General features: G+C 71.4%; 11 protein-coding genes. 7 read left to right on the forward strand and 4 right to left on the reverse strand.

Annotated elements, in window-relative coordinates; genetic code table 11:
- The first annotated feature begins 65 nt into the window (after positions 1-65).
- A complete protein-coding gene (locus ACQEU6_RS35610) occupies positions 66-1364 on the forward strand; it encodes a winged helix-turn-helix domain-containing protein (protein WP_499337890.1) in 1299 nt (432 codons plus the stop codon).
- 277 nt (positions 1365-1641) lie between these two features.
- On the opposite strand, the gene ACQEU6_RS35615 is transcribed toward ACQEU6_RS35610, so the two are convergent.
- Entirely contained in the window at positions 1642-1980 is a 339-nt protein-coding gene (locus tag ACQEU6_RS35615) for an HGxxPAAW family protein (RefSeq protein WP_499337892.1), read from the reverse strand.
- Positions 1981-2162: 182 nt separating this feature from the next.
- Here ACQEU6_RS35615 and secA point away from each other — a divergent pair, with 182 nt between their 5' ends.
- Complete coding sequence (secA, locus tag ACQEU6_RS35620) at positions 2163-5030, forward strand: preprotein translocase subunit SecA (protein WP_499337894.1); 2868 nt, start codon at positions 2163-2165, stop codon at positions 5028-5030.
- A 262-nt stretch (positions 5031-5292) separates the two neighbouring features.
- On the opposite strand, the gene ACQEU6_RS35625 is transcribed toward secA, so the two are convergent.
- From ACQEU6_RS35625 to ACQEU6_RS35635, 3 genes are all read right to left on the reverse strand, one after another.
- Entirely contained in the window at positions 5293-5820 is a 528-nt protein-coding gene (locus ACQEU6_RS35625) for an Rv3235 family protein (RefSeq protein WP_499337895.1), read from the reverse strand.
- A gap of 172 nt (positions 5821-5992) precedes the next feature.
- Positions 5993-7360: a PTS transporter subunit EIIC gene (locus ACQEU6_RS35630; RefSeq protein ID WP_499337897.1), complete on the reverse strand. Its 1368-nt coding sequence runs from the start codon at positions 7358-7360 to the stop codon at positions 5993-5995.
- A gap of 23 nt (positions 7361-7383) precedes the next feature.
- Positions 7384-8124 carry a GntR family transcriptional regulator gene (locus ACQEU6_RS35635; RefSeq protein WP_396082685.1) on the reverse strand — a complete coding sequence of 247 codons (741 nt, stop codon included), beginning with the start codon at positions 8122-8124 and terminating at the stop codon, positions 7384-7386.
- A gap of 453 nt (positions 8125-8577) precedes the next feature.
- Here ACQEU6_RS35635 and nagA point away from each other — a divergent pair, with 453 nt between their 5' ends.
- From nagA to ACQEU6_RS35660, 5 genes are read left to right on the forward strand one after another with little or no spacing between them, the layout of a single operon-like run.
- Positions 8578-9738: an N-acetylglucosamine-6-phosphate deacetylase gene (gene nagA, locus ACQEU6_RS35640; RefSeq protein WP_499337898.1), complete on the forward strand. Its 1161-nt coding sequence runs from the start codon at positions 8578-8580 to the stop codon at positions 9736-9738.
- On the forward strand, positions 9735-10775 hold the full coding sequence (locus ACQEU6_RS35645; protein ID WP_499337900.1) for an SIS domain-containing protein: 1041 nt from the start codon (positions 9735-9737) through the stop codon (positions 10773-10775). Before nagA ends, ACQEU6_RS35645 begins: the two co-directional genes overlap by 4 nt.
- Before the next feature lie 29 nt (positions 10776-10804).
- The gene (locus ACQEU6_RS35650; protein ID WP_499337901.1) at positions 10805-11038 is read left to right on the forward strand and encodes a PTS sugar transporter subunit IIB; all 234 of its coding nucleotides are present in this window, start codon (positions 10805-10807) and stop codon (positions 11036-11038) included.
- Between the two features lie 35 nt (positions 11039-11073).
- Positions 11074-11523, forward strand: a complete 450-nt coding sequence (locus ACQEU6_RS35655) for a PTS sugar transporter subunit IIA (protein WP_499337903.1) — start codon at positions 11074-11076, stop codon at positions 11521-11523.
- 4 nt (positions 11524-11527) lie between these two features.
- Positions 11528-12205: an HAD family hydrolase gene (locus ACQEU6_RS35660; protein WP_499337905.1), complete on the forward strand. Its 678-nt coding sequence runs from the start codon at positions 11528-11530 to the stop codon at positions 12203-12205.
- The last annotated feature ends 9 nt before the right edge of the window (positions 12206-12214 follow it).

Below are 12214 nucleotides of genomic sequence, written 5' to 3' on the forward strand. Positions count from 1 at the left end.
CGGCCGGCGGCGGTGAGTGCGACCGGCAATCCGGGTTTGTCGGTGTTGTGTCGTAGCATCGCCGCGTGGTGGAACTCAGCGCGGACGAGGCAAGGCGGCTCCAGTTGCGCGCCCAGGGCTTCCTGGGGGCGCGCCCGAAGGGAGGCGTGCCGGCGATGCTGGAACGGCTCGGCGCCGTCCAGCTCGACACGATCTCCGTTCTGGCCCGATCCCACGAGCTGGTGCCCTACGCCCGCCTCGGCCCCGTCGGGCGCGACAGGATCGAGGCCGCCTACTGGGGCAGGCGCCGGACCGCGAAACCCGGAGCACGCCCCTCCACGAAGCCCGCGCCACCCGCGCCGGCCGCCGTCCGTCCGGATCCCGGCGGCCCGGCCGTCCACACGGCGAGCGCCAACGGTTCGCCCGCCGGGGGGACGTTCGAGTACTGGGCCCACGCCGCGTCGATCCTGCCCATGGCCGACTGGCCGCTGTTCGCGTTCCGGCGCCGCGCTTACGTGCGCCGCGGCTGGCGCTGGCACAAGGTGCCCGAGGGCGTCTGCGACGAGATCCGGGCCCGGCTGGGCGCGGACGGCCCCCTCACCACCAAGGAGCTCGGCGGCGCCAAGGCGAGCGCCGACTGGTGGGACTGGAGCGACCACAAGATCGGCATCGAGTGGCTGCTCGACATCGGCGAGGTCGTCTGCGTCGAGCGGGTCGGCTGGCGCCGCGTGTACGACCTCGCCGAACGCGCCGTCCCCGCCGGTCTCCTCGCGACGGACCTCGACGACGACGCCTGCCTGACCGCCCTCGTCGCCCGCGCCGGCCGGGCCCTCGGCGTCGCCACCCGCGGCGACCTCGCCGACTACTACCGGATCAAACAGGACCAGGTCGACCGCGTGGTCGAGGCGGCCGGGCTCGTCCCCGCCGAGGTCGCCGGATGGCCGCAGCGCGCCTGGGCCGACCCCGGCGCGCTGGCCTCACCGCCCAAGGGCAGGCACGCCACCGCGCTTCTCTCGCCCTTCGACTCCCTGGTCTGGGACCGTGCCCGCGCCTCACGCGTGTTCGGCTTCGACCACCGCCTGGAGGCGTACGTCCCGAAGGACAAGCGCGTCCACGGCTACTTCGCGATGCCGCTCCTGGCCGGCGGGCGCCTCATCGGACGCGTCGACCCCGCGAGGGAGGGCCGCACGCTCATCGCCCGCCAGGTGTCCTTGGAACCGTGGGCGACCCGCACCGCCGCCCGCACGGAGGCGTCAGCGGCGGCCCTCGCCGCCGCCCTGTGGCGCGCCGCCGCCTGGGTCGGCTGCGACGACGTCCGCATAGAGCGCACCGCCCTGCCCCCCACCCTCCTCAACGCCGCACTCACCGCCACAACCCCCACCTGAAATCAAGCCCGACCAGCCAAAAAGCGGGGGAGCCGCCTGCGGGCCGGGGGGTTCGCCCGTCCAGGCCAAAAGCCGGGAGCAGCGCGCAGGTCGGTGTCTCGCCCGACCGCCAAAGGTAGGGAGGCGCCTGCGGGCCGGGGGTCTCGCACGGCCAGCTCAGGAGCGGGGAGTCGCCCGCGGGGCTGGAGTCTCGCTCGACCAGCGCTTGAAGCGGGGAGTCGCCTGCGGGGTCGCGGTCTCGTGCGGGTGCGGGGCGGAGGTTGGGTTGGGGGGCCGGTCAGCCGTGGGGGGCCTGTTGGGTGTCGGTGGCCACGGGGACGTCCAGGACCTCGCCCGCGTCGCCGCCGCGCCGCTTGGACGTGCGGGATCCGAACAGCGAGTAGTCGACGATCTCCGGGATGACGCGGGGCGCGTCCACGACGACGTCGGAGAAGAGGTGGACGGCCCAGCTGACGAGCATGCCGAGCACGATGACGCCGGCGCCGACCCAGAACATGACCCACATCGGGCCCAGGCAGAGACCGACGCCGCCCACCACGAAACCGATGAAGATGATGGCCACGGCGATCCACGAACTCGGCCGGCCGGCGTGCGAACCGTGCGACTCTTCCGACATAGCGGCTCCCTCCTGAGGTGTGAGACATCTTCTCCGAGGCCCCGAAAGTCAAACGGGGCGCTCGGTGGATTGCGCTCCGGAGTGACCTAGACCATTCTGGGTCTCGCCTACGATGGGCATCGTACGTGTGGTGTGCGCGCCGCCTGGAGCGGTGACCCACGATCTGCAAGGAGCCTTCGAGAGTGCCGCCAGTCATCGACAAGATCCTTCGTGCGGGCGAGGGAAAAACTCTGCGCAAGCTCAAGAAGCTCGCGGATCAGGTCAACTCGATCGAGGAGGACTTCCTCGAGATGAGCGACGCCGAGTTGCGCGAGCTGACCGACAAGTACCGGGAGCGCCTCGCCGACGGCGAGTCGCTGGACGAGCTGCTGCCCGAGGCGTTCGCGACCGCACGCGAAGCCGCCAAGCGGGTGCTCGGCCAGCGGCACTACGACGTCCAGGTGATGGGCGGCGCGGCGCTGCATCTCGGCAACATCGCCGAGATGAAGACGGGTGAGGGCAAGACCCTGACCTGCGTGCTCCCCGCCTACCTCAACGCCCTCGCGGGCGAAGGCGTCCACGTGGTCACGGTGAACGACTACCTGGCCAAGCGCGACGCCGAGTGGATGGGCCGCATCCACCAGTTCCTCGGCCTCGAGGTCGGCGTCATCCTCCCGCAGATGACCCCGGACGAGCGCCGGGCGGCCTACAACGCCGACATCACCTACGGGACGAACAACGAGTTCGGGTTCGACTACCTGCGCGACAACATGGCGTGGAGCCTGGACGAGTGCGTCCAGCGCGGCCACAACTTCGCGATCGTGGACGAGGTCGACTCGATCCTCATCGACGAGGCCCGAACCCCGCTGATCATCTCCGGTCCGGCCGAGCAGAACTCCAAGTGGTACTCGGAGTTCGCCAAGATCGTCCCGCGGCTGAAGCGCGCCGAGCTGATCAGCACGGCCGGGCAGGTCGACGAGTACGGGCCCGGCGACTACGAGGTGAACGAGAAGAAGCGCACGGTCGGCGTCACCGAGCCCGGCGTGGAGAAGGTCGAGGACTGGCTCGGCATCGACAACCTCTACGACTCGGTGAACACGCCGCTGGTGAGCTTCCTCAACAACGCGCTGAAGGCCAAGGAGCTCTACAAGCGCGACAAGGACTACGTCGTCATGAACGGCGAGGTCCTGATCGTGGACGAGTTCACCGGCCGCATCCTCCACGGCCGCCGCTACAACGAGGGCATGCACCAGGCCATCGAGGCCAAGGAGGGCGTGGCGATCAAGGACGAGAACCAGACGCTCGCCACGATCACCCTGCAGAACTTCTTCCGCCTCTACGGCAAGCTGTCCGGCATGACCGGAACCGCCGACACCGAGGCGGCGGAGTTCAACAAGACCTACAAGATCGGCGTGGTGCCGATCCCGACGAACAAGCCGATGATCCGCCAGGACGTCGCGGACGTCGTCTACAAGACCGAGCAGGCCAAGTTCGAGGCCGTGGTGGACGACATCGCCGAGCGGCACGAGAAGGGCCAGCCGGTCCTGGTCGGCACGACGTCGGTGGAGAAGTCCGAGCGGCTGAGCAAGATGCTCAAGCGGCGCGGCATCCCGCACGCGGTGCTGAACGCCAAGCACCACGAGCAGGAGTCGACGATCGTCGCGGAGGCGGGCCGCAAGGGCGGCGTCACCGTCGCGACGAACATGGCGGGCCGCGGCACCGACATCATGCTCGGCGGCAACCCCGACTTCCGCGCGGACCTGGCGCTGCACCAGCGCGGGCTGTCTCCGCTGGAGACGCCCGAGGAGTACGAGGCGGCCTGGCCGGAGGCGCTGGACAAGGCCAAGGAGGACGTCAAGGGCGAGCACGAGGAGGTCGTCGACGTCGGCGGCCTGTACGTCCTGGCGACCGAGCGGCACGAGTCGCGGCGCATCGACAACCAGCTGCGCGGACGCTCCGGCCGGCAGGGCGACCCGGGCGAGTCCCGGTTCTACCTCTCGCTCGAGGACGACCTGATGCGGCTGTTCAACTCGGCCCGCGTCGAAGCGATCATGACTCGGCTGAACATCCCGGACGACGTGCCGATCGAGTCCAAGATCGTCTCTAACGCGATCAAGTCGGCGCAGAGCCAGGTCGAGCAGCAGAACTTCGAGATGCGCAAGAACGTCTTGAAGTACGACGAGGTGCTGAACCGGCAGCGCAAGGTCATCTACGCCGAGCGCCGCAAGGTGCTGGAGGGCGAGGACCTGCACGAGCAGGTCCGCCGGATGATCGACGAGGTCGTCGCCGGCTACGTCGCGGGCGCCACCGGCGAGGGCTTCGCCGAGGAGTGGGACCTCGACAAGCTGTGGAAGGCGTTCAAGCAGCTCTACCCGATCTCGATCACGGTGGACGAGCTGGTCGAGGACGTCGGCGGCGACATCTCCGGTCTGGACGCCGAGACCCTCGCCGAGAAGATCCGCGAGGACGCCCTGGCGTCCTACGACAAGCGCGAGGAGGAGCTCGGCGCGGAGGTCATGCGCGAGCTGGAGCGCCGCGTCGTGCTGTCGGTGCTGGACCGCAAGTGGCGCGAGCACCTCTACGAGATGGACTACCTCCAGGAGGGCATCGGCCTGCGGGCCATGGCGCAGCGCGACCCGCTGGTGGAGTACCAGCGCGAGGGCTACGACATGTTCAACGCGATGCTCGACGGCATCAAGGAGGAGTCGGTCGGCTACCTGTTCAACCTCGAGGTCGAGGTCGAGGAGCAGCCGGAGACCCCCGTCGTGGGCGCCGAGCCGGTGTCGGTCGCCAAGTCCGCCCCCGCGGTGGACGTGGAGAAGGCCGACGAGGCGGACGTCGAGGAGGCCGAGGAGGCCGTCGCGATCAAGGCGAAGGGCCTCGACGAGCCGAAGCGCCCGAAGAAGCTGGAGTACTCGGCCCCGACCGTCGACGGCGAGGGCGGCGTCGAGCGCCATAGCGAGGAGACCGCGGACGAGTACGCGGGCGTCAACCGCAACGACCCGTGCCCCTGCGGTTCCGGCAAGAAGTTCAAGCGCTGCCACGGCGACCCGCGCAGCAAGGCCAAGTAGGCCCCGGCCCGGAAGCACGAGCAGAACGCGCGGAAGCGGCCTCCCGAAGCCCGGGAGGCCGCTTCCGCGTGTCAGGGGCCCCGTCCGCTCGTAAGGCCCCTCTGGGGCGACTACAGCCCGTCCGTGCACGCCAGGGTCCATTTCGGGCTCCAGGGTCCTTTCCGGGCTTCAGATCCGCTTCCACGCTTCACGGGCCGTCCGCACAGGTCAGGGCCTTGCGCGTGTCAAGGCCGCTTCCGCGCCTCAGAGCCGTCCGCGCAGGTCAGGGGCCTTTCGCGTAGGGGGCTCGTTTGTGCGCGTCGGGGCTTGGGGTTGTGTTGTTGGGGGCGGTTGTTTCGAGGGCCGTGCAGCGCCATCGGCCTCGGGCGTGTTCCAGGCGGAGGGCCAGCGCGTGGACGCGGCCTGCGACGACCACCAGGGCGACCGCCTCGGCGACGGCGGACGCCGGGCGCTGCGTGCGGGTCGACAGCACCTTCGGCGGGACGATCCGCCCGCCGCGCGGCCTCGGGCCGAGCTGGGCGGCGATCTCCCGGCACACCGCCGGGACGGCCACGAGCGACAGCTGATGGGGCGGCCGCGCCCCGGCCAGGACCTCGACAGCGAGCCGCACGGCCGCCTCCGCGACGGCCTGGACCTCCGCGTCCTCCCCGTCCGCCGGGCGGACGAGCCGCAGCCCCGGCCCCGGCGGCGCGGGCGGCGCCGCGGGCCGCAGTGCCAGCGATCCCCGCACGGCGGGCGCCGGGCGGTACCGAACGAACCGGACCGCTCCGGTTGTGACCGGACGCACCATGAAACCTCCTGAATCGCTTTTTGAAACAGGAGTCACGAAGCCTGTGGAAAATACGTCCTGACCGCATACGGCCGCTCCCGTAACGGGAATGCGAAAGGCGGCGGGACGCGAGGTGCGTCCCGCCGCCGGGGAGCGGGTCCCGGGGTGCGGGGGCCCGGGACTCGGGGAGGGCTCAGCCGGCCGGGGAGTCCTGCGGCTCGGCGGTGCCCTTGCGGCCCTTCTTCTTCCGGCCGCCGGCGAGTTCGGGGTCGGCGCCCGCGTCGACGGCCGTCGACTCCTCGTCGTCGGGTTCGCGGCCCGGGGTCGCGAAGTTGAACTTCGTGATCAGGAACTTGAAGATGAAGTAGTACAGGAAGAAGTACAGGACGCCCATGCCGAGGATGAGCCACAGGCCCTTGGTGTTGTCCTTCGAGGCGTTCAGCAGCAGGTCGATGCCGCCCGCGGAGAAGCCGAAGCCGAGCTGGGCGCCGGCCGCCTCCAGGACCGCCATCGAGATGCCGGTGAGGACGACGTGCACCCCGTACAGGACGGGCGCGACGAACATGAACGCGAACTCGATCGGCTCGGTGACGCCGGTGACGAACGCGGTGAGCGCGGCGGAGATCATGATGCCGCCGACCGCGGGGCGGCGGTGCGGGGGAGCGGCGCGCCAGATGGCGAGGGCCGCGCCGGGCAGGCCGAACATCAGGACGGGGAAGAACCCGGCGAGGAAGCCGCCCGCGTGCGGGTCGCCGGCCAGGTACCGGTTGATCTCGCCGTGGACGGTGCCGTCCGGGCCGTTGTAGGAGCCGAACACGAACCAGATCAGCGAGTTCGGGATGTGGTGCAGGCCGAACGGCAGCAGCAGGCGGTTGATGACGCCGTAGATGCCGGCGCCGGCCGCGCCCGCGCCGGTGATCCAGTTGCCGAAGTCGGTCAGCCAGCTGCCGAACACCGGCCAGATGAAGCCGATCAGGACGCCGAGCACGAGGGCGGCGAGCGCCGTGATGATCGGGACGAACCGCCGGCCGCCGAAGAACGCCAGGTAGGTGGGCAGCTTCACGCGGTAGAAGCGCTGGTAGAGCAGCGCGGCGACGACGCCGATGAGGATGCCGCCGAGGACGTCGGTGGGGTTCTTGGCCCCGAAGTCGATGACCTCCTTGGGCGCGCCGTCCACCATCTTGGTGATCAGCACGTTGCCCTTGAGCTCGTCGCTGTGCGAGAACATGATCTTGGAGACCTGGTCGAACACCAGGTACCCGACCACGGCGGCGAGCGCGGTGGAGCCGTCGGACTTGCGGGCGAACCCGATCGCCACGCCGACCGCGAACAGCAGCGGCAGGAAGCTGAACAGGGCCTGGCCGGCTCCGCCGACGACCTCGGCGACGCGGTTCCAGCCGAGGCCGTCCTCGCCGAGCATGTCGGGCTGGCCGAACCGGAGCAGCAGTGCGGCGGCGGGCAGCACGGCGATCGGCAGCATGAGGCTGCGGCCGATCCGCTGCAGCACCGCGAGGGCGCTCGACCCGCGCCGCGGCGCGGAGTCCACTGTTGTCGCAGTCATCGCGAGGTTCCTCCTCAGGGGTTTCAGGAGTGCGGCGGGGGATTTCCGAGGGCCGTGTGGATCTGGTACCGGTCTGCTCTGTAGGTCGACACGCCCAGCTCGGCGCACACTCCTCCGGTGTAGGAGCGCCGTTGCAGGAGCAGTACGGCACTGCCCCGGGCGATCTGCAGGTGCCTGGCGTCGGCGGCGTCGGCCAGGCTGGCGTCGATGGTCTGGTCGCCCGCGTCGAAGACGAGCCCGTAGACCGCTTCGAGGACGCCGTAGAGGGAGCGGTCGGCGAGCCTGCGATCCAGCAGGTCAGGCGCGAGCGAAGCCAGGATATGCGCGCGTTCGAGGGCCATGGGCTCGCCGTCGGCGGTGCGCAGCCGCTCGATGACGTGGATCTGCGTGCCCGGCTCGACGTCGAAGATGCGGGCGAGGCGCGCGTCGGCCGGGACCGTGCGGCGGTCCAGGTCGACGGCTCCGGGCCGCAGCCCGCGGGCCAGCATGTCCTCGGTGAACGAGACGAGCCGCAGCGGCATCTCGATCTTGGGCCGGGCGACGAAGGTGCCCTTGCCGGGGACGCGGTAGAGCCGCCCCTCGGACACCAGCTGGTCGACGCCCTGCCGGACGGTCATGCGGGACAGCTGGTACCGGACGCACAGCTCGCGCTCCGAGGGGATCGGGGCGTCGACGGGCAGTTCCGCGCTCTCGATGAGGTCGAGCAGGATGGCGCGGAGCTGGAAGTACTTCGGTACCGGGCTGTGCGGGTCGATGGTCGTCACGGGGGTGTCCTCGATGGCCGGTAGCCGGATCGATGGGATTCGCCGGGTTTCGACGGATGGGTGGGCTGGTCGGTTGTTCGACGGTATTCGATTTGGTTCGTACTGGTCTAGGCCGGACTAGACCACAGCACCGAAAGGCATGTCAATGCACGAATGCGTAACGGCCCGATCACGCAATGGCGATGCCAAGATCGACAAAGTCGCAGGTCAGATCGGGTGTACCGGACGACGCCTCCGGTTGTGAACCCGGTTTCATGACCATTTCCGGCACCCGTCCCCGCGTTCCGGCGGCCGGAACTCCCGCGGCGGTCCGTTGCCGGACGAAGTTTCGTCCCGCATCTTCATCTCCCTCCGATTCGTGGAGTATGGTGCGTACTGGTCTAGTCCGGACTAGACCAGTTGGTATCCGGAGGAACCCACTCGCGATCTTCGCGTCACAGAGAGCGCGCCCCCATGGCATCACTGCTGATCACGGCCGACCGCATGGTCCTTACCCCGTCCGCCGGACCTGGACGCGTCGTGTCCCCGGGATACGTCCGCGTGGCGGACGGGGTGATCGTCGAGGCCGGGGAAGGGCGCCCGGAGGGCGTGCCCGACGTCGACCTGCCGGACGGCCTCCTCGCCCCCGGACTCGTCGACCTCCAGATGAACGGCTACTTCGGGCACGACATGGTGGACGCCGACGAGACCGGCTGGCGCACCGTCGTGTCCCGCCTGCCCGAGACCGGCGTGACCGCGTTCCTCCCCACCTTCATCACGGCCCCGGTGCGCACGCAGGCCGCCGCGCTCCGCCGCGCCCGCGACCTCCTGCCGGAGCTGCCGCCCGGGGCCCGGGTCCTCGGCGTCCACCTCGAAGGCCCGTTCCTGTCGGAGAAGCGCAAGGGCGCGCACAACGCCGCGCACCTCACCGACCCCGCGCCCGGCGACGTCGCGACCCTGCTGGAGACGGGCCTGGTCAAGCTCGTCACCCTCGCGCCCGAGCGGGACGGGGCCCTGGAGGCGATCCGCACCCTCACCGCGGCCGGCGTGCTGGTCAGCGTCGGGCACAGCGACGCCACCGCCGCGCAGGTGGCCGCCGCGGCCGACGCCGGCGCCCGCAAGGTCACCCACGTCTTCAACGCGCAGACCGGCGTCCACCACCGCGACCCGGGCGTGGCCGTGCAGGCCCTCATCGACGAGCGGCTGAGCCCCGGTCTCATTCTCGACCTGCACCACGTCGGGCCCGAGGTGGCGACGCTGGTGCTGCGGGCCGCGGCGGGACGGGTCGTGCTCGTCACCGACGCGGCCTCGGCCGCCGGGATGCCGCCCGGCACCTACGACCTCGGCGGCGAGCCCATCACCATGCCCGAACAGGGCCCGCCGCTGCGCGCCGACGGCACCATCGCCGGATCCGGCCTCCGGTTGGACGAGGCGGTCGGCAACGCCGTCGCGCTCGGCGTCGACCCCGCCGACGCGGTCGACGCCGCCACCCGGATCCCGGCCGGCCTCGTCGGCCGGCCGGACCTCGGGCGGATCGCCCCCGGCGCCGCGGCCGACCTGGTCTGGCTGGGGCCGGACCACCGGGCGCTTGCGACGTGGGTCAACGGGCAGGAAGTCTTCGGAGGGGGATCATGACCAGTCAGATGCGCGCCGAGATCGGTGAGCAGCCGGACGCGCTGCGCCGGACGATCGACGCGCTGCTCCCGCGCGTGCCCGACATCGCGGCACTGGGGCGGGAGACCAGGCAGGTGCTGTTCGTCGCGCGCGGGTCGTCCGACAACGCCGCCGTGTACGGGCGCTACCTGGTGGAGGCGCACACCGGGCGGCTGGCGACGCTCGCCGCGCCGTCCATCGCGACCGCCTACCGGCGCCGGCTGGACCTGTCCGGCGTGCTCGCCGTGGCGATCAGCCAGTCCGGCAAGACGGAGGAGATCGTCGAGACCCTCGACTGGGCGCGCGACTGCGGCGCCCGGACGGTCGCGGTCACCAACGGCGCCGGGTCGCCGCTCGCCGAGGCCGCCGAGGTCGCGCTGATCACCGAGGCGGGCGCCGAGATCGCGGTGCCGGCCACCAAGACCTACACGACGCAGCTCGCCGCGCTGTCGGTGCTCGGCCTCGGGCTCGGCGCGCAGGTCGCCGCGGACGACCTGCGCCGCGTCCCCGACGAGGTCGCCCGGATGATCGCGCTGACCGAGGGCTCGTCCGCGCTGCCGGAGATCGTCGAGGAACTGGCGAAGGTGCCGGGTACCGTGGTCTCCGGACGCGGCATCGCGTTCGGGACCGCGCTGGAGCTGGCGCTGAAGATCAAGGAGGCGTGCTACCTGCACGCCATGGGGCTGTCGTACGCCGACCTGCTGCACGGCCCGATCGCCGTCGTCGACGCGCAGACCCCCGCGCTGCTGGTGGCCGCCGACTCCGGTCCGACGCTGCCCGGCACGGTCGCGCTGGCCCACCGGGTGCGCGGCGCCGGCGCCTCCGCGTTCGGCGTGGGCGGCGGGGAGGAGCTGGCGGGGGCGTGCACGGCCGCGCTGCCCGGCCCCGGGCTGCCCGAGTGGGTGGCGCCGCTGGGCCTCATCGTCCCCGGCCAGATCCTGGTCGAGAACCTGGCTCGCCGGCTCGGGCTCGACCCCGACGTCCCGCGCGGCCTCAACAAGGTCACCCAGACCGACTGAGCGACCGGACCCGAGAAGAGAGAGCGAGCATGGACAAGGCCGAGGCCATCGTCGCCGCCCTGGGCGGGGCCGAGAACATCGTGGAGATCGAGCCGTGCGCGACCCGGCTGCGCACCGAGGTCTCCGACGCCGGAAAGGTCGACGAGGCGGCGCTGAAGAGCGCGGGCGCGTACGGCGTCATGCGCAGCGGCACCGTCGTGCAGGTCGTCGTGGGCCCGGAGGCCGACACCATCGCCAGCGACATCGAGGACCTCCTCGACTGACAGGACTTCCTCGACCGACCAAGGGAACCCCTCTGATGACCCGAGTACTGTCCCCGGTCGCCGGCCGGGTCGTCGGCCTCGCCGGCGTCCCCGACCCGGTGTTCGCCCAGGCCATGGTCGGCCCGGGCACGGCCGTCGACCCCGAGCGCGGCCCCGGCCACGCCATCGCGCCCGTCACCGGGAAGATCGTCAAGCTGCATCCGCACGCCTACGTCGTGGTGGACGCCGAGGGCCACGGGGTCCTGGTCCACCTCGGCATCGACACCGTCAAGCTGAAGGGGCAGGGCTTCGAGCTCCTGGCCGCCGAGGGCGACGAGGTCACCGCCGGGCAGCCGCTGGTCGGCTGGGACCCGGCGGTGATCGAGGCGGGCGGCCGCTCGCCGATCTGCGCGATCGTCGCGCTGGACGCGGGCGCCGACGCCCTGTCGGACGTACGCGAGTCGGGCGAGGTGGCGAAGGGCACCGAGCTGTTCACATGGAGCTGAGCGCATGGCGATGATCGGTCTCGGCGCGGCGGTGTTCGATCTCGACGGCACCCTCATCGACACGGAGCCGCGCAACCGCCTGATGTGGTCGCGGCTGTTCGACGCCCACCGCGTCCCCTACGACGAGGCGCTGATCGGCTCGTTCGCGGGGCGCCGCGGGGTCGAGGCGCTGGCGGACCACGTGCACCTGTTCCCCGGCCGGACGGTCGAGGAGCTGTTCGAGCAGGCGGTCTCCTACGAGTCGCTGCCGGGGATGCCGGACGTGGCGCCCGTCCCCGGCGCGGTGGACCTCGTCCGGTCGCTGGCGGACGCGGGCGTGCCGCTCGCGGTGGTGACGTCGGGCCAGCGGCCCTACGCCGAGCGGCTGCTGGACGTGCTGGGCATCCGCGGCCTGCTCGACCTGGTGGTGACCGCCGGTGACGTCGTCACCGGCAAGCCGCATCCGGAGGGGTACCTCGCCGCCGCGCGCGACCTCGACGTCCCCCCGCAGGAGGCGGTCGGGTTCGAGGACGCCCCCGCGGGCGTCGCGGCGGTCAAGGCCGCCGGGATGACCTGCGTGGGCGTCGTCACCACGCAGACGGTGGGCGCGCTGGCAAGGGCCGACCACGTGGTGGCGGATTTCATGGAAGTTGACGTCGTGCCGGGCCCCGCGCTGCGGGTGCACCGGACGGTAACGAGCTGATGGGGAGTA

This window comes from Spirillospora sp. CA-108201 (genome assembly GCF_050936235.1).
Classification (GTDB): domain Bacteria; phylum Actinomycetota; class Actinomycetes; order Streptosporangiales; family Streptosporangiaceae; genus Spirillospora.